At 65.0% G+C, this 22,599-nt stretch carries 20 protein-coding genes; 14 read left to right on the plus strand and 6 right to left on the minus strand.

Features of this window, described 5'->3' with window-relative positions; all coding sequences use genetic code 11:
* Window positions 1-405 precede the first annotated feature (405 nt).
* The 3 genes from IT350_04320 (at window position 406) to IT350_04330 (ending at window position 3,055) form a co-directional block, all read left to right on the plus strand.
* A complete protein-coding gene (locus IT350_04320) occupies window positions 406-1,374 on the plus strand; it encodes an ArsA family ATPase (GenBank protein ID MCC6157254.1) in 969 nt (322 codons plus the stop codon).
* A gap of 162 nt (window positions 1,375-1,536) precedes the next feature.
* Window positions 1,537-1,752 carry a hypothetical protein gene (locus IT350_04325; protein MCC6157255.1) on the plus strand — a complete coding sequence of 72 codons (216 nt, stop codon included), beginning with the start codon at window positions 1,537-1,539 and terminating at the stop codon, window positions 1,750-1,752.
* 58 nt (window positions 1,753-1,810) lie between these two features.
* On the plus strand, window positions 1,811-3,055 hold the full coding sequence (locus IT350_04330) for a DUF4388 domain-containing protein (GenBank protein MCC6157256.1): 1,245 nt from the start codon (window positions 1,811-1,813) through the stop codon (window positions 3,053-3,055).
* Between the two features lie 12 nt (window positions 3,056-3,067).
* Here IT350_04330 and IT350_04335 read toward each other — a convergent pair whose 3' ends face one another.
* Both IT350_04335 and IT350_04340 read right to left on the minus strand, forming a co-directional pair.
* Window positions 3,068-3,505 carry a hypothetical protein gene (locus tag IT350_04335; GenBank protein ID MCC6157257.1) on the minus strand — a complete coding sequence of 146 codons (438 nt, stop codon included), beginning with the start codon at window positions 3,503-3,505 and terminating at the stop codon, window positions 3,068-3,070.
* A 41-nt stretch (window positions 3,506-3,546) separates the two neighbouring features.
* The gene (locus IT350_04340; GenBank protein MCC6157258.1) at window positions 3,547-4,827 is read right to left on the minus strand and encodes a DUF362 domain-containing protein; all 1,281 of its coding nucleotides are present in this window, start codon (window positions 4,825-4,827) and stop codon (window positions 3,547-3,549) included.
* 278 nt (window positions 4,828-5,105) lie between these two features.
* On the opposite strand from IT350_04340, the gene IT350_04345 reads away from it, so the two are divergent.
* The 7 genes from IT350_04345 to IT350_04375 all read left to right on the plus strand — a co-directional run bounded on the left by IT350_04345 (window position 5,106) and on the right by IT350_04375 (window position 13,294).
* Complete coding sequence (locus tag IT350_04345) at window positions 5,106-6,209, plus strand: SPASM domain-containing protein (GenBank protein MCC6157259.1); 1,104 nt, start codon at window positions 5,106-5,108, stop codon at window positions 6,207-6,209.
* Window positions 6,199-7,647: an aspartate aminotransferase family protein gene (locus tag IT350_04350; GenBank protein MCC6157260.1), complete on the plus strand. Its 1,449-nt coding sequence runs from the start codon at window positions 6,199-6,201 to the stop codon at window positions 7,645-7,647. The genes IT350_04345 and IT350_04350 overlap by 11 nt, the downstream gene beginning before the upstream one ends.
* 73 nt (window positions 7,648-7,720) lie before the next feature.
* The gene (locus IT350_04355; GenBank protein MCC6157261.1) at window positions 7,721-9,226 is read left to right on the plus strand and encodes a hypothetical protein; all 1,506 of its coding nucleotides are present in this window, start codon (window positions 7,721-7,723) and stop codon (window positions 9,224-9,226) included.
* A 367-nt stretch (window positions 9,227-9,593) separates the two neighbouring features.
* The gene (locus IT350_04360) at window positions 9,594-10,784 is read left to right on the plus strand and encodes a tetratricopeptide repeat protein (GenBank protein ID MCC6157262.1); all 1,191 of its coding nucleotides are present in this window, start codon (window positions 9,594-9,596) and stop codon (window positions 10,782-10,784) included.
* A 150-nt stretch (window positions 10,785-10,934) separates the two neighbouring features.
* Complete coding sequence (locus tag IT350_04365) at window positions 10,935-11,306, plus strand: tetratricopeptide repeat protein (protein MCC6157263.1); 372 nt, start codon at window positions 10,935-10,937, stop codon at window positions 11,304-11,306.
* Between the two features lie 106 nt (window positions 11,307-11,412).
* Window positions 11,413-12,390 carry a DUF3108 domain-containing protein gene (locus IT350_04370; GenBank protein MCC6157264.1) on the plus strand — a complete coding sequence of 326 codons (978 nt, stop codon included), beginning with the start codon at window positions 11,413-11,415 and terminating at the stop codon, window positions 12,388-12,390.
* Window positions 12,391-12,424: 34 nt separating this feature from the next.
* The gene (locus IT350_04375) at window positions 12,425-13,294 is read left to right on the plus strand and encodes a PHP domain-containing protein (GenBank protein ID MCC6157265.1); all 870 of its coding nucleotides are present in this window, start codon (window positions 12,425-12,427) and stop codon (window positions 13,292-13,294) included.
* Between the two features lie 31 nt (window positions 13,295-13,325).
* On the opposite strand, the gene IT350_04380 is transcribed toward IT350_04375, so the two are convergent.
* The 4 genes from IT350_04380 to IT350_04395 all read right to left on the minus strand — a co-directional run bounded on the left by IT350_04380 (window position 13,326) and on the right by IT350_04395 (window position 17,457).
* A complete protein-coding gene (locus tag IT350_04380) occupies window positions 13,326-14,702 on the minus strand; it encodes a TIGR03013 family PEP-CTERM/XrtA system glycosyltransferase (protein ID MCC6157266.1) in 1,377 nt (458 codons plus the stop codon).
* Between the two features lie 189 nt (window positions 14,703-14,891).
* A complete protein-coding gene (locus IT350_04385) occupies window positions 14,892-16,598 on the minus strand; it encodes a hypothetical protein (GenBank protein MCC6157267.1) in 1,707 nt (568 codons plus the stop codon).
* Between the two features lie 19 nt (window positions 16,599-16,617).
* The gene (locus IT350_04390; GenBank protein ID MCC6157268.1) at window positions 16,618-17,085 is read right to left on the minus strand and encodes a DUF721 domain-containing protein; all 468 of its coding nucleotides are present in this window, start codon (window positions 17,083-17,085) and stop codon (window positions 16,618-16,620) included.
* A gap of 75 nt (window positions 17,086-17,160) precedes the next feature.
* Window positions 17,161-17,457, minus strand: a complete 297-nt coding sequence (locus tag IT350_04395; GenBank protein MCC6157269.1) for a hypothetical protein — start codon at window positions 17,455-17,457, stop codon at window positions 17,161-17,163.
* A 241-nt stretch (window positions 17,458-17,698) separates the two neighbouring features.
* Here IT350_04395 and IT350_04400 point away from each other — a divergent pair, with 241 nt between their 5' ends.
* From IT350_04400 to IT350_04415, 4 genes are all read left to right on the plus strand, one after another.
* Entirely contained in the window at window positions 17,699-19,450 is a 1,752-nt protein-coding gene (locus IT350_04400) for a DUF2029 domain-containing protein (protein ID MCC6157270.1), read from the plus strand.
* 111 nt (window positions 19,451-19,561) lie between these two features.
* The gene (locus IT350_04405) at window positions 19,562-20,146 is read left to right on the plus strand and encodes a hypothetical protein (protein ID MCC6157271.1); all 585 of its coding nucleotides are present in this window, start codon (window positions 19,562-19,564) and stop codon (window positions 20,144-20,146) included.
* A gap of 43 nt (window positions 20,147-20,189) precedes the next feature.
* Entirely contained in the window at window positions 20,190-20,828 is a 639-nt protein-coding gene (locus tag IT350_04410) for a hypothetical protein (GenBank protein ID MCC6157272.1), read from the plus strand.
* A complete protein-coding gene (locus tag IT350_04415) occupies window positions 20,825-22,591 on the plus strand; it encodes a hypothetical protein (GenBank protein MCC6157273.1) in 1,767 nt (588 codons plus the stop codon). Before IT350_04410 ends, IT350_04415 begins: the two co-directional genes overlap by 4 nt.
* The last annotated feature ends 8 nt before the right edge of the window (window positions 22,592-22,599 follow it).

Consider the following 22,599-nt stretch of genomic DNA (forward strand, 5'->3'; position numbering starts at 1 on the left):
CCGGTATGGAATGGTCCCTCCGAGGCGCCAACGCCATCATCGCCCTGCGCTGTAACATGCTCTCCAGCCGTTTCGAGGATTATTGGGAATCCCGATGCGCATAAACCCGGAAATCAGACGCAGGCCCCCGGTGCCCGACGAGGTCATCGCCGCGCTCAAGAAGAATCCCGCGATCATCTCGGCCAAACGCGCGAGCCTGTAACGGGGGCGAACGCCCACGCACTTTCGTCCCTCGGATGCCCTCGGGACTCCGTTTGAGGCACGGACGGATGGACCGACAGACGGATCTCGCGCGTGTTGCGATGTCCATGCGCGTGTTGAGATGTCAGTGCCGCAAACGAAGGCGCGGGCAATCACGCCGTTCCCCTTGTCTCGCGCGGCGCGTCTGCCTAATGTGAGCGCCCCATGCACAAGCCTCTTTTTGCGCGGCGGGTCGTTTTCATCACGGGCAAGGGCGGGGTCGGCAAGACGACCATCGCGTCGGCGCTCGCGGTGGCGGCGCGCGAGCGCGGGCTGCGCACGCTGCTGGTCGAGGTCGGCGTCACCGAAAACCTCTGCCAGATCTTCAAAAAACCGCTGCCGGTTTACGAAATCGCACGCATCGAGGACGGCCTTTTCGCGCTGCGTCTCGACCCTTATCTCGCGCTCAAGGAATACCTGACGCTGAATATGAAGGTGGAGTGGGCGGCGCGAAAGTTTCTCGAAACCGACGTGATCCGCTATCTCACGCAGGCCGCGCCGGGCTGGCGCGAGCTCATCACGCTCGGCAAGATCTGGAAGCTGCAAAACGACCGCAACGCGCGCGACGCGCGGCGGCCCGAATGGGATTTTCTCGTCATCGACGCGCCCGCGACGGGCCACGGCATCAGCTTTCTCAAGGTGCCGCAGATCATCCTCGACACGTTCCGCTACGGTCCGATTCGCTATCAGACGCAGGAAGTGCACAAGATGCTCCTCGACCCGGCGCGCACGCTGCTCAATGTCGTGACCCTGCCCGAGGAGATGCCGATGAACGAGGCGGGGGAGATCTACCGCGCGGCGCGCGAAACGCTGCTCATGCCGTTCGGATACGTGTTCGTGAACATGATGCCGCCCGCGCTGATCGACGCCGAGCTGGCGACGTCCTTGACGAAACTGGAGAGCGACAAAAAGACGCGGGCGATTCTCGACGCGAAGCTGCCCGGCGGCTCGGCGCGACTGCTGGCCGCGGCGAATCACCACCTCGCCCGGCGGCAACTCGCCGAACAGTACGTGCACCGGGCCCGCGCACGCATCGACGCGCCGTTCGTGGAGGTGCCCGATCTCGCGCGGCCGATGATCGACCGCGACGCGCTGGCGGTGCTGGCGACGCACCTGGCGGGCGCGGTGGAGTGAGGTTTGGAACCCTCACCCCGGCTCGCTGCGCACGCCACCCCTCTCCCGTCATGGCGGGAGAGGGGCAGGGGTGAGGGCCGCTCGAAACTACCGCAAATAGTGGTGGTTGATCCGCCCCAATACATCCTGTAGTATCCGCCCATCATCCGCACGGGAGGCCACATGTCCCTGCTTTCGGGCTGCTGCCCGGTTTGCGTCGGCCCCTCGGTCTTTATCCGTTCCCGGCAATGTGATCTGATGGCGCTGGAGTGCGTGAACTGCGGGACGACGCTCCCCGTGATGCGCACGCAGGACGAGGCCGAACGGTCGCGCCGGACCGTCGCGGAACTCGAGGACATCTTCGATGTTCTGACGATGGCGGATCAGCGCCCCACGTAAATCTCGGCCCGATCGCAACGCGAACCTCCCGCGCCTCTTGCGCGGAACGTCGGTCGTGATGAAACAGATTCTGATTCTCGCGGGCGATGAGGACATCGCCGAGCGCTTGAAAACGACGATTGCGCCCGCCGGACATCTGGCGACGGTGGTGCACTCCATCCGCGCCGGTCTCGAGATTGCCGAGCACGAATCCCCCGATCTCATCCTCGCCGACTTCACGCTCGCCGACGGCACGGCGGTCGAGTTCTGCGACAAACTCCGGCGGCAGCTTCCCGAGTTCCGCGCGCCGGTGTTGTGCCTTGCGTCGCCGCGGCAGGCCGAGCACTACGCCGACCGCGCCGACGGCGGCAAGGGTCCGCAAGACTGGATCCGCTGGCCCGCGAGCGCGTCTGAGCTGCGCAAGCGCGTCGAGTCCTGGCTCGCGCGGCCCGCGGAGTTCTACGCGGAGGAAGACGACGCGGGCGACGAGACGCAGACCGCTCCCCAGCGGACGCAGTCGCTCGCGGGAACATTCTCGGCGACGCCCCTCGCTCGCGTGCTCCACGAGATCGCGCAGGGCGGGCGCGCGGGGGTGGCGACGATTACGCGGGATGACGAGCGCGTCGAGTTGTCGATACGCGAGGGCAACGTCGTAGGGCTTCGCGCCACCACGGGTCTCGCCGAAGGGATGCGCGGGCGACTGGTGGAACCACGTCGGATGGCTGAAGATGCGTGGGCGGTGATCGCGGCCGCGGCGAAGTCACCGAGCGCGTTGCCGGCGGAGCTGGCGCGGCGAGGATTCCTCGCGCCGGCCGACGCGTGGGAGATGTGGGCGCAGGTCGGCGAGGACCTCGTGCTCTCGCTCTTCGCGTGGGAGTGGCGGCGCGGCGAATACGCGTTTCGCGCCTCGAAAAAGGAGAAGAAGCCCGACGTGGCTCTCGCGTTGCCCGTCGGCCCGCTCATCTTCGAGGGCGTGCGCCGTCACTATTCGCGCGACCGGCTCGGCATGATTTTCAGCAAGCGCAATCGGCTGAAACGGTCGCTGGTCGGCATCCCCGAGCGGCCGCGCGGATTGCCCCCGCCGGCGATTCGCATCCTCGCCTGCGTGGACAACCATCGCACCGCGCCCGAGGTGCTCGCGATGTGCGGCATGCAGCGCGCGCGGTTTTTTCAGATGCTCTACGCGATGTGGGTGATGGATCTCGCGCGCTTCGGCCCAATCGTCCGGAGCGCCGCCACGCCGGCCCCCAACCTGTTCGAGGCGGCGGACGAGATGTTTTCGGATGCGGAGCTACGCCGTCGAGTGGACACGTCCGATTATTAGGGTGCCGCGCGCCTACTCGACCGCCTCGAAATCGACGCTTTCACACTCGAAGTCGATGCCCGTTCCCGGGTCCACGCTCTCGAAACCTTCATCCAGATCCGGGCAGGCGTTCGTGTAGTCGCCCTCCCAAATGTGGCCCTGGAAGACCTTGTAGAGATCGTCGCGGGTGCAGTTGCCCTCGGAGGCCACGATCTCGCCGTCGCCGACTTCGTGGGGGATCGTCACCGGCTCGTTGTATTCGGGTTCCAGCGGTTCGTAGGTGCAGGTCACGACGCAGCTCTTGAACGAGCAGATGCCTTTGCCTCCGGTGTCGCCGCCGTCATCGTCGTCATCATCGTCGTCACCGCCGCCGCAGGCCAAGGCCATCGCCGCCGACGCGGCGACCAATGCCAGCAAGCTCGCCCACCACATCAGATTCGATCGCATCATCAGCAGCTTTGATCGCGTCATCGTCATGCCTCAACAAGTCACGGGCGGAATCTTCTCGTGTCTCACCGGGGTCCGGGCACCACGCGCCGCCGCCGACGCGCGAGCACCTCGGGCGCCTGCATGATCGTGTCCTTGAGCAGCCGCGCCCCGATCTTGAGCAATTGCCCGGTCGTGCGCAACAGCCCCGGCGGCGCTGCGCCGACCTCGGTCCAACCCTTCTCATCGGACTTCAGCTTCTCCCAGTTGTGGAAGAGCCGGCCCCAGTCCGACTGGAGAACGTTGTACACGCGCATCTGGCCGAAGCGCGGATACCAGTACAGGTCGTGGTACAGCACGCTGGCGAGATACGCCCACGGCGCGGCCCACGTCTTGAGCGACCACTCGATGGCGTCCTTGAGCCCGCCCCAGTAGATCTTGTGCTGCATCTTCGCCGCGAAGGTGATGTTCTTCATCGGCCCTTCGAACTGCCAGTTTTCCGCTCCCGCGTCCGCGTCGCCCACGATTTCGATCTCGCGCGGATCGCCGACGCCCAGGCCCGCGTCGTGCGAGAGCTTGATGAACTTGATACCCATCGGGTCGAAGCCCATCAGCCGCGCGGCCGTCGCGTCGATCGCCGTTTGATCCGCCGAAGCGAGGATCACGTTCTTGACGTGCGGAATCATGCAGCGCGGTCCGGGGCCGTCGCCCGCGAAGGTGCCGTCCATGACCGCGAAGATTCCCCGGTGGATCTTCTTCTGGATCATCAGCAGGTCGACGAGCGTCTCGTGGATGACCGGGTGCGTCCAGTGCCGGTGCTCGTTGAGCAGGCCGCCGAAGGCGTTTTTCATCGCGCCGGTCGTCGTGGTGAAGACGTGCGTCTTCACGGTCGGCAGGTGGATGATGTTCTCGCCGATGAAGCGCTTCGGGATCATGAAGCCCTTGGGATAGACGTCGTTGAGGCACAGGAATTTTTTCGCGAGATCGCCGACGGCCTCGCGCACGTCGATCCACTCCTCGCCTTCGTAAAGGTGCACGTTTCGCAGGCCGTGCGCCTCGACGACGTTGAGCTGCTTGTTCTCGCGCTCGCCGAAGTGCGCGTCGATGACGACGGTGCGGTTGTGACAGCCGTGGATCAGGTTCGGGTCGTACCCGTCGGCCTTCATCGCGCGGATCACGCCGTCGAGCTGCCACGGCACCGTCGAGCTGCTGGGGTAGAAGAAGTGCCACGAGATGTTGATCTTCAGACCGGTGTCCGCGTCCTTCGCGATCACGTCCTGATAACCGGCCAGATTCATCAGCCGGTGGTAGTCCTCCAGAACCGTGCGCGGCGATGTCCGCAGAATCGCCACCTTCGCCTTGCTCATCGAAAATCTCCAAAAAATCCGCGCCGGCTCCTCGCCGCGCGGCTCAAGTCGTCGAGGAAGAGAATTATAAGCACGCCTCCCCGCGAGTGCAACGCGGACGGGCCCGGCCGAGAACTCGCGGCGGCGGTTCGATTCGTCGAATCGCCCGATTTGTTTCCCGCGCGCTTTCCCCGTTTAGTTCAATCGTGATAATGGCCCGATGCGCGAGAACGCGATTTCCCGCCGCCCGACGACACGCGGCGCGAGGTCCGGCGCGCCCGATCGAAGGAAAACCCGACGTGAATCTGCTGCGCCGACAATACCGAATGCGGGAACTCCTTCTCTTTCGGAGTCGCTTTTTCCGCCTGGCGATGAATTGGCGCCGCGTCGTCAACTTCCTGAAGGTGAAAATTTCCTGGTGGCTGCGCCTCGAGCGCGTGCGCGGATTACCGATTCACCTGCATGTCGAGCCATCCGGCTCCTGCGACCAGCTCTGCCTGAAGTGCCAGCGATTCGCCGCAATCTTTCGCGACGACGGACGGATCGACGGAAATAAGCTGCTGCCGTTCGAGACCTACCAGTCCGTGATCGACGAAATCGGCGAGTCCCTTCTGACCGTTCGTCTCTGGCATTACGGCGCTCCGCTGCAAAATCCCGACATCTTTCGGATGATCGAGTATGCCAAAGCGCGACACCTGATCGTCGCCGTCAGTTCGACGCTGTCGCTGCTGAACGCGGAAAAGGCCGAGCGGCTCGTGCGGTCGGGACTCGACTATCTCATCGTCTCCCTCGACGGGGCGACGCCGGAAAGCTATCGACGCAATCACGGCGTGGATCATTTCGAGCGGGTCCTCGGGAATCTGACGAATCTCCTGGAAGTCCGCCGTCGATTGCATACGCCGTTCCCCATGATCGACCTGCAATTCATCGTCATGAAAGACAACGAGCACGAAATCCCCCACATCCGGGAACTCGCCGCACGACTCGGCGTCGATCGCCTCAGCATCCAGCGCGTCGACATCTCCCATCTGGATGAACTGCGCGACGGCCGACGGGGCATCGGCGACGCGATCCTGCCGATAAATCCCGAGTTTCGGCTCGACATGTCCGATGTCCTGCGCGACCGTGCGTGCCGCCTGCCCTGGGAGGAGGCGCTGGTGCGTTACTCGGGGCTGGTGCTGCCGTGCGTCAGCGACCTTCGACAGGAGTGGCCCATGGGACGGGTCGGCGCGAACGGGTCGGGCGGAATCCGGGACGCATGGAACGGCGAGAGCTTTCGCCAGTTGCGTCGGAGGATTCGCGCCGACATCGACGCGATTCCGATGTGCTCGACATGCAGTGTTCGAAACAATCATAACGAAGACATCCACGACAGTCACAACGAGGACATCCATGACGTCTGACGGCCCGCTCACCACGAGCGAGGAGGTCGATCGACTCACCCCGGCCCAGGTCGCGGATCTTTACCAGCGGTTCGTCAACCCGGGCATCCGGACGTTTCTGCGCGTTCTCGGCCTCGATCAGATCCGGGTCGTCCGCGCCCAGGGCATGCATCTCGACACCGCGGACGGACGACGAATTCTCGATTTTTCGGGCGGGCTCAACGTCCTAAACCTCGGCCACAACCATCCCCGCATCATGGCCGCTCGCCGCCGGTACAACGAAGAGCTGCGCCTCGAGCTATGGAAGACCTTCATTTCGCCCCATCAGGCCGTGCTCGCGCGGAATCTCGCGACGCTGTTTCCCGGCCGACTCCGGTATTCGTTCTTTTGCAACAGCGGGGCGGAAGCCAACGAGGGCGCGTTGAAAATCGCCCTTTTGTATCAAGGCGCAGGAAAAACAAAGATGAGAACGAAAATTCTCCACACCGACCTGGGCTATCACGGAAAAACACTCGGCACGCTGGCGGTGTCGGGTTCGAAGAGCGGCTGCTACCGGGAACTGTTCCCCGTTTCCGACTGCGGGATCGAGGTGCCGTTCGGGAATATCGACTCGGTGAGGGCGGCGATCGTGCAGCGTCGTGGGCCCGAGGGACACGACATCGCGGCCATGATCATCGAGGCGATTAAGGGGGACCTCGTGCTGACTCCGCCGGACGGCTACCTCGACGAACTCGGGGAGTTGTGCCGGCGCGAAGGAATCGTGTTGATTGTGGACGAGGTCTTCACGGGGTTCGGACGCACCGGCCGGATGTTCGGCTTCCAGCACTCCGGCCTGATTCCGGACATCGTCACGTTCTCCAAGACGCTGGGGGGCGGCAAGGCGTCGATCGCCGGTTATATCGTCCGCGAGGACATCTTCGAAAAGACCTATGGGTCCCTTCGCGGATGCACGATCCACACGTCCACTTATGGCGGCATGGGCGAGGAATGCGCGACGGCGGTCGAAGCCCTGAACATTCTCGCCGACGAGGGACTCGTCGAGCGGTCGCGCAGGCTGGGAGAGCGTTTGGGCGAGCGGATGCGCGCGTTGCATGTCCGGTATCCCAAAGTGATCCGGCAGGTCCGCAACGTGGGTCTCATGGGGATTCTGGAGCTTCGGCCCAGCGCCGAGCTGTTCGGCACTCGGCTTCTTTCCGCGGTACCGCACGCGGACCAGTTTCTACTCGGCCTCGGACCGGCGGTGATCGTCTCGGAACTGTTCAAACGTCACGACATCCTAATTTACACCGGTGGGCGCGAGGACAATCTGTTCGTCAACCCCGCCCTCATCGTCACCGCCGAGGAGATCGATCGTTTTTGCGACGCGCTCGACGCGGTTCTCGGTCGGAATCTCTACGATCTGGCGCTTCGCCTGCTCAAAAACATCGTGGCCGGACCCTCGGCCCCCCCCTCGTCTTGATCCCTCGTAGTGTTTCGGGCAGCGCCACAGCACGTCGGTTGCCCGGCAAAACATTCGACTCTATTGTTCGGCCATGCCGATCAACCAGACCCACGAGGACCTACGTCGCCGGGCGCGAAACGTCGGTCTGCGTTACAAGCTCCTCATCAGTCTGGCGACGCTGTTGATTCTTTTCGTGCTCGTCGAACTGGCGCTGTGCGGCGCGAATCTGATCATCAATCGGATCATCTTCACCTCGCCGACCGCCATCCACGCGAGTGTGACCTCCGGCGACGGAACCGATCCGATGGTCATCCTTGCTGTGGGTGATTCGTTCACCTGGGGTGGGCGTGCGCCCGGCGACGAGTCCTATCCATCACATCTGTTTCGCGAGCTGTCGGAGCGATGCCCCGGGCGTTCGTTCCGCGTCATCAACGGGGGCGCGTGCGAGTCCAACACGCTCGCGATCCGCAGAAACCTCCCCGCGATGCTGGACAAGCACCGGCCCGACATCGTCCTGCTACTGACGGGTTCCGCGAATCTCTTCAGCCCGTGGGATTACCAATACTGGGCCGATCCGAGCGCCGTGTCGGCTTCGCGAAGCCGGCTCGGCCATTTGCGGACCGTGAAGATGCTCCGAACGCTGTGGATCAATGGCGTCGGGCACCGACTGATGTCGACGGCCATGCCGCTCTACACACGCTCCCGAGCCGGCGAGCGCCTGATGGACGACCTGCGCGAGGGCCGAATCGGCGGAGGCTCGTCGAGCCCGGCGATCGAGGGGATGTGGCGCGACCACCTCGCGCTCGGGAGCGTACGCGCGCTGGCGGCCGGGGAAGAGGTGTTGAACCGAGGACGGACCGACCGCGAGACGGAAGCGGCGCTGTGCTCCATGATCCAGATCGCCGCGGACCTCGGCCGTTACGACGACGCCTCCCGGTGGCTCGATCGGTCCGCATCGTCGTTTCCGGATTCCGACTACAGCGGGAACTGCCGGTCCTACGCGCTGCTGGACCTTTGCGAGCGGTTGATGACCGTGCAGATGCGCCGGCCCGACCTCGCCGTCGGTTTCTGCCTCGGCGCCCTACATTCCGACCCCTTCGACTACTATCACTACTACCTTCTGGCCAAGGCGCTCCCGCTCCAGAGCGAGGTCTCCGCGGACGACATCGTGCGTGCGCTGGAGCAGGTCGGTGACGATCACCCCGATATCCGCGAGTTGAAGTTCTACCACGACTATCTCGAGATCTTCCGGAATCAGCAGGATTGGGAACGGAAGGCCGGCCGCTGGATCGAGGACGATCTGGAATCCATCGTGGCGCTGTGCCGCGAACGGGATGTGAGGCTCGTGATCGGGAATTACCCGATGGATTACCCGCTGGCGAACGGGCTGCTTCGCACTGTCGCCGAACGGCACGACCTCGAATTTGTCGATCATCTGAGCACATTTCAGGGTCTTGAGCCGATCGGCGACTTCCTGTTCGACGACGATCACTGCACCGGCAAGGGCCACGCGGTCATGGCGCGAAACGTCTTCGCGGTGCTCGATCAGACCCCGGGGTTTTGCGGCCCAGTATTGTCCGTTCCTCACGCCCCGTGAGCGTGGGTTGCCCCGGACCGTCATTTCGACGACGCTGGCCGCACGTAGCCGGAAAGTTCCCCTTTGAGGCATAATTGTAATCTCGATTACTGAATTATACGATGTCGATCTCATACACTGACTCTCAGTCATGCCGATTTACAATCCAGAAACGGCGACACGCCGGCTCGCGCGGCGGTTGGCGTCGCGCTCGTGCCGTCGTGTCGACGGGATGTCGTTCGGGTGGCTGCGGATTCCGTTGGCGTGCGCGTGTATTCTGTTCGCCGCCTCGGGATGTGGTGTCGATGAAAACGGGTTGGTTCCCCTTGGGTCCCAGAGAGTCGTGTCCGACGATCCGAATGAACTCGCGCTTCAGGCGAAACATCTCATGGACCAGGGACACGCCAACCTGGATTTCGGCACTTACGCCGAAGCGGCGCCCTACCTGCAACGACTGATCGACCTGGAGCCCGCCAACACGCAACGCGTGATCGACATGGCGCGCTTTCTGGCCGGGCAGCACAACTTTCACCCCAAGGGGCAGTCGCGCCTGAAGGGGAATCGCGAAGCGATCAAGCTGCTCGAAAAGTCGCTCAAGACGTTTACTGACGACGCGGACATTCACGCCGAACTGGCGCGCAACCTCGCCCAGGGCGGCATCGACCGCTGCGACGAAGCCATCCCCCATTTCCGCCGCGCCATCGAGCAGCACCCCAGCGACGGATCACTCCACTCCGACATCGCCGTCTGCGCTTACGGAAAGCAGGACTATGAAACGGCGGTTAAGGAATTCGAGATCGCGCTCACGATGCTCGATCCCGAGCGCGACGCCTTGGCCCTGTTTCGCGCAAGGGAATTCCTCGGCAAGACGTATCAGGCCCTCGGCCAGTGGAAAGACGCCGAGCGCGAACTGAAGTCGGCGACCACCGAGTACGAAAAGTGGGTGGCGATTAACGGGAATCCCAATTATTGGGGTTGCCCGTTCCAGTCGCTGGGAGCGCTTTACACAAAGACCGACCACCGCCGGGCATCGGACGACGCCTACATCAAATCGGCGGATTACCAGCCGCTCAAATGGCAAACGCAGATCAACGCCTCCATTCGCGCATATCAGTACGGGGACTACGAGCGCGCGCAACAACTGACCGAACGCGCCCTCGCCGCGAATCCCGATCTTCCGGATGTCCGCGTGCTGCGAGGATTCATTACGCTGGCCCTTCGCGACACGGCCGAGGCGGAGCGCGTCTTTACTTGGCAGAATGACGAGGCGTGGCCACCGTTCAGCCGGCGGTTCGACGCCACGTACGGCGCCCGCGTCGGCCTCGCGCATCTGGCCATCGCCGAGCATCGCGAGGACGACGCACTCGAGCTGGTCGAAAAGCTCGTCTCCGGACCCTACACATGGCAGACGAGGGCGTGGACGTGGTTCGAACACCGCGCACTCTCGAACATCGAGACCTATGATCCCTTTGAAGCCAACGAACTGAACCGGTTTTTCTACCACATGGCGTGCCTCGCCGGGGCGTGGGCGAACAGCAACAAACGCGAACACGAAAAAGCGCTGCCGTATTACGAGTGAATCCTTTCGCAGGATCGCCGGCATCTTCTCGCGCTGCTCGGCAAGGCGAATGCGCTCAACGGTCTGAAACGCGCGGATGACGCGGAACGGACGTACGCGCAGGTCCTGCGCGTCGATCCGGGCAACGCGTTTGCCCTGGCGGAACTTGGCGTGATTCATTACACGCGCGGCGACAACTCCAAGGCCGAGAAGTATTTCAACGAGGCCCTGGCGAGCGGCGGCGAGACCTATTCGTGCCCCTACGAAGGGCTCGGTCTCGTGTATCTGCGCGCGGGCAAAATCGACCAGGCCGAGGACCTTCTGGAAAAAGCCATCGAGATGAGCCCCGACCACGAGCACAAAAAATTCAACGCGCTCGCCAAGATTCGCATCCGCGAGGGCAAACTCACCGAGGCCGCCGAACTCCTGCGCCACTCCATCAAGATCTTTCCGTACGGCGACGAGGCGCCCCGCCTGCTCAAGTCCATCGAGACCTCGTCGGCCACGCGCGTCGATCTCGACGTCGCCGCGAAATCACCGTGACGGCGCGGAGCGCGTTTCGTCATCTAACCTGAACTCATCCGCATTCTGATTGACACTCCCTGGGCCGCGCCAATAATGGGTCCTTACGGTCCGCAAGGGAGTATTCATGGACGAAAGTCCGAAGAACGAAGTGCGCCGTCCGCTGTTCGGTCGTCGGCGCGTGGTGGGCGATGGTCTGGCGACGATGCTCGCCGCGACGATCGTGCCCTCGTTCCTGCAACCCTTCGTGAGCGTGCGCCCGGCGGACCCGACGCCCTCGCCCGCTCCATCACCCACCCCGGGCGACGCGGGGGGAGTGCAGGGCAAAACGCTCAAGCTGCGTCACGCGGTGTCGCCGGACCAGATCGACGCACGCTTCCGGCCGTTCATCGGCGAGAAGCTCGTTTACGTGGTCAACTTCATGGGCCTCATCAAAGCCGCGACGGTCGAGGTGACGCTCAAGCAGGGCATCGGCGAGGAGATCATTTCCGAGCTCGAGGCCAAGGCCACGGGCATGGTGAGCTGGGCGTCGAAGACGAAGCGCCAGACGATGAAGACGCGCCTGCGCATTATGGACACGGGCGGCGGCAAGACACGCCTCGTTCCCCTGTCGTTTTCGCGCGAATCCGAACGCCCCGACCGCAAGTACCGGTCGCTGCAGCAGTTCGACTACCGGCGCGGCTACTGGTACGTGACGATCGAGATCAACGGCAAGCGCAAATCGCGCAAGCGCAAGAAGATCCCAACCGGCGTGTTTTACGAGGACTTCGTCGGATTCGCGTACAACCTGCGCGCCGGCGTTTACGGCGCCGCGAATCCCGGCGACGTCATCAAAATCGAGGGCATCCCGTACAAGGACGTCTCGACGTACACGATCCGAGTGGCGAATCAGAAGGAATGGGACGACGAAGCCAAGTGGATCGGAGATGTGCCCGGCGCGAAAAAACTCGGCCTCGTCGAGATCAAGCAGGAGATCTTCGGATTCAAACCCGGGCTCGCCAAGGTACTGATCGACGACAAGTTGGTCCCCGTGGCGGCCAAGGTCTCCGACGTCGTGTCGTACGGCGACGTCTCGACGCGCCTGGTGGAGCGCAAGAAAGCGTGAGGCGTGCCGCCGTCGCGGCGATCGGAGTCCGGCCATGTGTCCACACTCCTCGCATCCCGCCGGTCCAAAACCTCCGGAGCCGTTTGTCGAACGCCGCCATGCGCCCGTCGGTCCCACGGCTCTTTCCGTGGACATGCACATCCACACCAATTTTTCCGACGCGCCCAAATGCACGCTCGACGCCATTACCGAGCGTTGCCGCGAAACCGGCGTTGGGATTGCCGTGTGCGATCACAACGAAATCCGCGGCGCCATGGGGCTGATCGAACGGGGCGAGGTCCTGTGCGTGCCCGCGCTCGAAGTCGGTTCGCGCGAGAAGCTGGAGTTTCTGGCCTACTTCGAAGACCCGGCAAAGCTGGAGAGGTTCTACAGCCGGGAGGTCGAGCCCTACAAACGCGCGCGGTTCTTCACCAAGCTCGACCGGTCGTTCACGCACCTGATTCCCGCGGCCAAGGAGTCCGGCGCGCTCGTGTGCCTTCCGCATCCGTTCGGCCCTTCGTACAAAAACGTGAACCACGGGCGCGAACGCAAGGCCGCGCTCTTCGACCCGCACATGTTCCGCCATGTGGACCTGATCGAGGTCATCAACGGCCATATGCGCGACCACCGCAACTTCAAGGCGTACATGCTCTCGGAGGTGTTCGAGAAGAACGTCACGGCAGGGTCCGACGCGCACCTGCCCAAGGACATCGGCACGATCTACCTGCGCTTCGACCGCGCGATGGACCGCAAGGGCGTGTACGACCTGCTGCACTTCCCCATCAAGGTCGGCATGACGACAACCTATCGCTTCAGCAATTTCGCGCGCACGGCGGCGGGGGTGATTCCCAAACACCTGCAACTGTTCATATCGAAAAAGAGACAGCGTGAATGGGTCATGAAGTACGACGGCGGCGGGACCTGAGGCGCGCCGAGCGCGATCACCGGCCGCCCGCTCAGTGGACCTTCATCTTCCCCAGCACCACGCCGACGGTCTCGAACAGAATCTTGATGTCGAAGCCCATCGACATGTTCTTGATGTAGTACAGGTCGAGCTGGAGTTTTTCCTTCGAGTCCTCGAGGCTGGCCCCATACGGGAAACGCACCTGTGCCCAACCCGTGATGCCCGGCTTGACCACGTGGCGCTGCGAATAAAACGGAATGGTCCGCGCGAGCTGCTGAACGAAGAACGGGCGCTCGGGGCGCGGGCCGACGAAGCTCATTTCGCCGCGCAGCACGTTGATGATCTGCGGGACTTCGTCGATGCGAAACCGCCGGATCACGCGCCCGATGCCCGTGACGCGCGGGTCGTTTTCCTGCGCGAACTGCGGGCCGTCGACCTCGGAATCGGTGCGCATCGAACGGAACTTGAGGAGTTGGAACGTCGCTCCGCGCAGCCCCACGCGCTCCTGGCGGTAGAAGATCGGCCCCGGGCTCGTGACGCGGATCAGGAAGGTGACGACGGCGCAGATCGGCGCGGTGCCGACGAGCAGGCCGAGCGATGTGACGACATCGAAGACGCGTTTGGCGACCTGCGTCATGCGGCTGACGACGAAGCCCTCCGAAAATATGAACCAGCTCGCGCGCAGACCCTCGATGACGATCTTGCCGCGAAACTGTTCGTGGAAGAGCGTGCTCTCGACGATCCGCACGCCCATGACCTTCGCCTCGAGCAGCAGGTCGAAGGGCAGGTTACCGCGCGCCTCGTCGAGCGCCACGATGATCTGGTCGACGTCGCGCGACCGGCAGATGGCGACCAGTTCGTCCGTGCCGCCCAGCACGTGCGCGCCGTGCTTGAATTCGCGGCCGAGCAGCTCCCGTTTGTTGCTCACGATCCCCGCGACGCGGTAGCCCGAGTTGCGGTAACCCGCGATTTCGTCGAGCACCACCTCGGCGTTCCGGCCGTCGCCGAGCACCAGCACGATCTTCGCAAAACGCACGTCGGTGGAGAACACGCCCCATAAGAGGCGGTATGCGGTGGTCAGCACCATCGTCAGGGAGATTGTGAGCGCTAAAATGCCGCGCCCGATCACGAGATCCTCGAACAAGAAGTAAATGAGGGTCAGAACGATCAGCGCGACCGCGTGCGTGATGAGCAGGCGCAGCACGAACTCGCGCAGGGAAAGATGCAACGTGATTTCGTAGAGATTGAAGTAGTGGAAGGTGAATTTGATGACGGCGAAAAGCAGCAGGACGGGCCCGGCGTCCTGGGCGATCGACATCGGGAAGGGCTCGATGAGGAACCGGATGTAGCAGGCCCCGGCGATGGCCGCCAGGATCAGCAGGTCCTGAAAAAAGCCGAACAAAAACGCCCGGCTGCCCTGTCCGGTCACGGGGCCACCTCTCGCATCCCGAGAAAAATTCCTTCGCAAAAAACGGTCAAAGACGCGGGCGGATTATGGGCGACGCGCCGCGAAGCGTCAATTGCGTGGCCGACATTCGCGCGCGGAAATTCCGCTGAAATCCCCGTGCGTTAACTCTCGCCGTCAATCCGTTGCGAAAATTTCACGCCGGCGCGGCGCTCACTCCTCCGGCCCGAAGCGGCCGATCGTCGAGTGTAGGCGGATGATCGGCGCTTCGAGGAACCACGCGTGCGGCGAACCGACCGGCGCGGACTGCGCGGCCACGCGCGGCACCCACCCGGCCACGGCGCTCTCACCGCCGATCGGGAATGGCTCGATCCGGTACCCGCTCGCGTCCATCACCTTTTCCGCGATGCGAAGACGCTCACGGATCGCCGGCGTCATGTCCACGAGACGCTCGTGCGCGTCGGCCCAGCCGATGAACATCATCGCGTCCGTCACCTCGAGCCGCGTCACGGCCCCGAGCTTTCCGACGATCGCGCCCGGCTCGTCCGGAAACATCATTCCGCCGATCACGAGCGACCAGCGCGTCTGGTGCGTGAGGTCGTAACGATAGACGAAGTCCAGGTGCCCGGCGAGCAGCACCGTGCGGTCGATGCCGTCATCCACGAGGTAGATATCCGTCTCGTCCTTCATGTCGCCGTAATGGCGCGCCAGTTCGTCGCCGATCGCCGCGATGCGCCGCCCGCGTTCGACCGGCACGCGCGAGCGGTGCGTGTCGACGATGGACCAGAAGACGGTCATGGCGATGAGCACGGCGGCGAGCGTCACGCGCGAGTTGATGGCCCGAAAGACGTCGCCGAAAATCAGCGCGGCGCAGACCGCCGGGGCGAGATAGGCCACGGCGAGCGTCGGCATGGGCTGCGCGGGATCGGCGAACTCGGCCGCCGACATGGCCACGGCCACGGCGAACAGGCCCAGGTTCGCGAGGCGCCTGGGGTCTTCGAGCGACCGGTACACCCCGGCGATGTACACGCAGCTCCCCAACACCACGGCGACCAGCGAGGTCCACGCGCCATCGAGATCCGGCGCCACGGTGCCCTTGAAGGCATACAGGTAGGCGCGTACGAACTGGCCGAATCCCGGCGTGACGGCGGCCTCCCATCCGTTGGTGGGCAGGCGCGAAAGGGCGAGGGCGAGGTTGAATGAGACGGCGGGAATGGCGACGATCGCGAGCGCGCCGGCCCGGCCGAGCATCCGCAGGGGCGGGCCGTCGCGGCGGCAGACGATCTCGACGGCGGCCATGAGCGCGAAGGCGAAGATGCCGATACCGTCGCACGAGACGGCGAGGAAGCCCAGCAGGGCCGCGCCGATCAGACGCGCCGATCCCCCCAGCACGACAAAACGGCGGTACATGAAACCGGCCTGCAGCGCCCAGAACATGGCGAGCAGTGCCGGGCCGTTCGCGAGCGCGCCGTGGATGTCGCCGAGCGCGGGGAAGAGCGCGAAGACGAGCCCCGCCCATGCCGCCCGCCGGTCGCGGTACATGGCGGCGGCGAGCGAACCGACGCTCCACGCGCACAGCACGTGCAGCAGCACCGCGAGGCCGAACTGCGCCGAAGGATCGGGGCCGAACACGAGGATCGCGAACACGTGGTAGATCCACACGCCCGGCAGGAAGGTGCCCGAGGTGGCGAGGGCCGGGGCGGCGATCATCATCGCCGTTTCGCTGTAATGCGGAAACCAGTCGGCGAGAAAGCGCGCGGCGTTGGCGCGCACGATGTCCATCTCGTCTTGAAAATGGCTGTCGGGCGCGAATCTGAATGTCCACAGGGCGACGACGGCGATGACGAGGGCCACGGCAATCGAAATGCCGTCGGGGGGACGTTCCGTGGAAACGTTCACCGTCATCGGCGCGGGCGCCAAGGGGGCTCCGGCCCGTTCCTCAGCGTCGGTTTGCACGGCTTCGCCTGGCAACGAGGTGCTCATACAGCGAACGCAGGTCCTCTCGCAGTTCGGGTTTGTCGGCGAGACCTGGGCGATCGAGCACCCGGGCGAGCCGCGCCTCGTCCTCCACGGTCAGAGGAACACGCTCGATGACGGCCCGCCGCGGCGCGCGACGCGACCCGACGACGAAGCGGATTCGGCGCACGATGCCCGGGCCGAGCATCTCGGCGATGCGGTCCACGAACGGCTCTTCCAAATACTTCAGCTTGTCGGCCCAGGTCGAATCCTCGCATTCCACGAGCAGCGTGCCGCCGCGCAGGGAACACGGCCGGCACATGCGCGCGTTCGATTCGCCGACGATGCGCGGCCAGTCGCCGAACAGGCGCAGCCGTCGATGCAGACGCCCGAGACGCAGCGACTTGAGGGCATCCTCGAACACGCGCTCGATGGGCCACGGATCGGCCATCCCGGTCCTCGCCGCCTTCACGGCGGCGCAAAAAGGGCGCGACATCCGCCGCGCCCCGTGTGTGCGAATCTCGGATCAGATCTTCAGGGCCTGTTCCAGATAACGGGCGGTGGCGGGATTATCCTTCTTGAAAGTGTCCCATTCCGCGACGCTGATTTGGGCTGGCTCCTTGCCGGTGGACAACCGAATCTGCCGGTACGCCGCCTCGACCAGATCGCGGTTGACCATCGCCATGCCGAGTACCGCGCCGGCGATCTCGCACACGCCGTTCACGAAATCGACGCCGAAAACCGCCTCGATGCCGTGCTCGACGAGAATCCCGCCCAAAAAGCCGATCGTGCCGCCGGCCGCCGTTTTCGTCAGATTCGCCATCGCATCCTCCTCGTTCGAAACGAAGAACGCTCTCCATCGCAATCGCGCACCGCCGCGCCGGGTTTCACCCCCGTGTCGCGGTCATCAGTGAGCGGATTTTATGCCAAACCGCCCAATCGGACAATGACGAACGCGATGTTGGTTATTAGATGTCGGATTTCGGCGCGCGCGGCGAGATTTCACAAAACGCTCGCGGTCGAACGCGTGGCGCGTTAGGATCGACCGAACCCGGGCGGACGACATGGGCGAGACGGACAGAACGACTAAGGGGCTCATGATCGCGGCTGCGCTGCTGGGCGCATGCGCGGCGGTCGTGTTTGTTGTCGTCGCGGCCTCGCGCGTTGCGTATCCTTACGAGATCGAGTTCCAGGAGGGCGACGTTTTTCTCGCGTCGCTGCGAGTATTGGACGGCCGACCCATCTATCCCGATCCCGACACCGACGCGACGCACGTCCCCGTGCTCTACACGCCCTTCTTCTACATCGCAGGGGCGGGCGCGATCGCCCTGCTGGACAACCTGTTGGGCAAATCGCTCGCGGCGTGCCGTGCCGTGTCGATCCTTTCAACGCTCGTGCTCATCGCGATGATTGCGCACCTGGGGCGCCGTCGCGCGGGATGGTGGTGGGGCATCGCCTGCACGGGTGCGTTTTGCGCTTTTTACGCCGCGTCGGGGTGGTGGTTCGATCTCGCCCGCGTGGACATGCTCTTCCTCGCGTTCGTGGCAGGGGCGTTCGTGCTCATCGACCGGGACGTGACGACGCGGCGCCTCGTGCTCGCCGCGGCACTGCTGGTCGCGGCGATCTTCACCAAGCAGGTCGCCGTGTTCTTCGCCGCGACCGCGTGTCTGGCGGTCTTCCTGCGCGCCCCCCGGCGCGGCGTGGCCCTCGGCGCGGGGATCGGCGCGGCGACGCTGGTGATCGGCGCGTGGCTAAACGCGGCCAGCGACGGACAGTTTGTCTTCTTCACGCTCGTTGCCCCGCGCTCGCATCCCGTGCATCTCGAACGTCTGCTCGAACCGTGGGGCCTCGCGCGCGCGGTGGGATGCCTCGCGCTGGCGTGCGTCGCGGCGACCGTCGCGAACCGGGGGCGGGGCGATTCGGCTGACGCTCCGTGCGGCGCGCGGTTCACCTGGGCGCTGTTTCTTCTGGCGGCGCTACCCGCCTCGCTGCTGCCGTGGATCAAGCAGGGGCACTATCTCAACAACTTCATTCCGATCGCGCTGGCCCTCGTCCTGACGGCCGCGTCGATGCGACCGACGATGCTCGCCGCCGCGCTGCTCGCCGCGCAGATGGTTGTGACGTGGCAGAGTCCCACCGGGCAGATCCCGAGCGCCGAACGGCGTGCGCGCGGAGATGCCTTCATCGAGCGCCTTCGCGCCGAGCCGGGCGACCTGTACGTGATGGATCACCCTTACTACGCATGGCTCGCCGGTCGCGAGGTGCTGGCCAAGGGCATGTTCATCGCCGAGGCCGAAAAGGCGGGGCGCATGCCGCCGCGTGCGCTGGCCCGGAGGATCGACGCGAACGCCTTCGCGAAGATCCTCGTCGATGTCGAGCCGCCCTTCGATCCGTTTTCGAGCCGAATTCTGCGCCGGTACCGCGTGGCGGGGCCCATCGACGCGCCCGAGCCGCTCACGGGCACCCTCGTCATGCGTCCGCGCCTCGCGCTCGTCCCGGTCGAGGTGATCGCGTCGGTCGAGTTCGGCGACACGCCGCCGCCCGGTTGGGCCGCGCAGGGCGACGCGTGGATCTCGCCGCCGCTGCCCGCCGCGTCGAGCGTGAGTTTCGACATCGACGCGGCTTCGGGAACCGTCGCGCGGCTGATCGGCGGCGACGGCAAGGCGATCTTCGCGACACGCGGCGTGCCGGATTCGCCGCCCATGCGCGCGCGGTGGCCGCTGGACCGCTGCGCCGCAGCTCCGTGTGTCCTGCATTTCTCGAATCCGATGACGAGTCGACCGAACGGGGTGACAGGCTTGCAGATCGAACGCTGAAGTTCCCCTCGCGGTGCGGGCCGGGCGGTGAATCTGCTTTACACCGGCGGAATCGGCGGCTAAAAATGCGAGGGAATCCGTCAGCACCGGGCCCATCAGGAGCGCGCGAAGATGACCGTCAATATCAGTCAGGCGCTCGACGTGATCGAAAAACAGATCAAGGAGATTCGGCACGAATACGAATTGTACTTCGCCGGCGAGGTGCGGATCGAGCCGCAGAAGATGCGCACCGAGCTGCAGCGCGTGATCGGCAAGCTCCACAACTCGCACATCCCCAATACCGCGCAGCGATTTCGGTTTCAGAGCCTTCAGGCCTCGTTCAATTCGTATCAGCGATTGTGGGACCGCACGCTGCTTGAAATCGAACAGGGCCGCTACGCGCCGCACCGATTCAAGGTGGAACACAAGCCCGATCCCGACGCCGCGCCGCCGGCGGACACGAAGGCCGTGCGCGACCTCGCGCGGGCGCTGGAAGCCGACGATCATCCCTTGGCCGCGTCGAACGTGGAAAAGCTTTATCGCGAGTACGTCGATGCGCGCGGCAAGACGCAGGAAGCGGGGAAGGTCTCGCTCGACAAATTCCGCCAGTCGCTCGAAAAGCAGGTGCCCGCGCTCGAGGGCAAGCTGGGCGGCAAGGTCAAATTCAAGATCGCCATCGAGGACGGCAAGGCCAAGGTCAAGGGCGTGCGCGGCTGACGCGCCCACGCCGACGCTCCCTTCGTGAACTCGGAGTGACGCCATGAGGCGCGCGCCGTTGCTCGCGGTGCTGGGTCTCGCGACGATCGCGTGCGTTTCGATCGCCGCCGCGGGCGAGGTGAAGCCCGCGCGATTTTCGAAACGGGGCTGCGGCGCGATCTTCGACACGCGCACGGGTCTGGCGTGGTATCTCGGGCCCGACGAACCGGTCGACGCGCACGAGGCGAGGGCGTTCGTGGATGGGCTCACGGCGTGCGGCGGCGATTGGCGGATGCCGATGATGAAGGAACTCGAGGCGATCCGCGAACCGAACAAGCGCGCGGGCCGCGGCTTCGCGTTTCAGGGCATCATCCACGAGGCGCATCTCGATCCGCTCTTCGCGGGCATCGGCGCGGGGGTCGAGGTCTGGGCCGCGGAGCGCGCACCCGACGGTTCGGGCTGGGTGTACGACTTTCACCTCGGCATCAAGAAGAACAAACCGCTGCTCTATGAGTGGCGCGCTCGTGCATTCGCCGTGAAAGAAGCCGCCGCGTCGCCGCCGGGTCCGACGCCCAGCCAGGTTCCGAGTCCGACGCCGGATGGGGAATCCCTCACCCCGCCCCTCGACAAGCTCGGGGTACCCCTCTCCCATCCGATGGGAGAGGGGCCGGGGGTGAGGGCTCTTCCGGAGGCCGCGCGGTGAAATCCGCGCACCTCGTCGTCTCCGCGCTTGCCGCGATCATCCTCGTCGCGCTGATGTCCGCGTCGGTGCGCGACACGTCGCCGGTGATGGACGAGCTCGTCGGCCCCGCCGTCGGCGTTGCCGAGCTGCGCGACGGCGACACGGGTTTTCGCGACGTGCATCCGCCCCTCGCGCGGCACCTGTTCGCCTTGCCGCTCTTCTCCACGTCGCTGCGCATGCCGTTCGATTCGTCGAGGTGCGCCGCGTTCGCCTCCGAAACGCTTTGCGCGAACCATGCCGCCATCGGCGCGTTCTTCGCGAAGTCCGTCGACAATCCCGATGCGCTGCTAACGCGCGCGCGAGCCGTGAACTGGGTCTTCGCGGCGCTCGCGATGATCGCCGCGGCCGCCGTCGCGCGGCGCGTCGCGGACCTTCGCGCGCAGGTGATCGTGCTCGCGCTCTTTCTGACGAGTCCCGTGTGGATCTCGAACGGCGCCCTCGCCACGATCGACATGCCGTACACGGCGATGTGCGTATTTGCGTCCGCGGCACTCACGGCTTTTCGCGGGAGCGGCTCGCGCGCCCTGTTCGCCGCGTTCGTCGTCGCGAGCGCGGCGGCGTTCCTCGCCAAATTCGCCGCGCTGCCCTGGCTCGGTGGCCTCGCCCTCGTCGTCGTGCTGGACGCCGTCGCGAAGCGTGGACCCTACGAAACGCTCTTCGCCGGACGCGTGCGCGGTGTCGCCGCCGTCGCCGTTGCGGCACTGGTCGCCGGGATCGGGGCGTTCGCCGTGATCGGCCTATACGCCACATTCGTGCCCGGGCACGACCTCGCGGACAGCTTTCGCATGATGCTTTCGCGCATGAACGACGGGCACGGAGCGTATCTGTTCGGGGAAATCTCGAAGTTCGGCTGGCGCGGGTATTTCCCGGCCGTGTGGCTGCTCAAGTCGCCGGCGGGAACGACGGTGGCCGTGCTCGCGGCGCTCGCGATCTACGCGCGGACGGCGCGGCGTCATCCGCCGGACGATTCCGCGCTCGCGCGGAACGCGCCGCCCGACCTCGCCGCGTTTGCCCTGCCCGCGGTGGTCTTTGGCCTTTTCGCCGTGATGTCGAAGGTGAACATCGGCGTGCGTTACCTGCTGCCGATCTACCCGGCGATCTTCATCGGCGTCGGCGTCACGCTGGCCCGCGCGGTGGACGCGGTCGCGGAACACGTCGGCCTGCGCCGCGTTCCGGCGTTTCTGATCGCGTTCATGATCTCGGCGAATCTCGTCGAACTGATGGCCGTTCATCCGCGAGAACTGAGCTTCGTGACCGTCGCCGCGGGCGGCCCGGCCCGCGCCGCGCGTTACGTTTCCGATTCCAACGTGGACTGGGGACAGGATCTGCCCGCACTGCGCCGGACGATGGAGCGCGTCGGCGCGCCGCGGGTCGTTCTCGGCTGGTTCGGCGTCGCTCCGCCGGAGGCGTATGGAGTGCGTTACCAGCCGCTCGTGTCGTATTTCGGTGTGTCGAATCCCGATGAAGAGAGCACGGGCGAAGTGCCCGACTGGCTGGCCGTCAGCCTGAGCTTCACGACGGGGCAGTACGTGCCCGATCTCCTGTGGCTGCGTGACCGCGAACCCGACGCGCGCGCGGGGTGGTCGATCCTGCTTTACGACTTCTCCCGCGACGCGAATGCGCACCGCCGGCTCGCGGAAATCTACGAGCGGCGCGGGTTCCCCGTCACGGCGGCGCGGCATCGCGAGCGCGCCGTGCGGATCGAGTCGGCATCGGCGAACTGAGCGCGCGC

The sequence above is a fragment of the Deltaproteobacteria bacterium genome (assembly GCA_020845895.1).
Lineage (GTDB): Bacteria > Lernaellota > Lernaellaia > JACKCT01 > JACKCT01 > JADLEX01.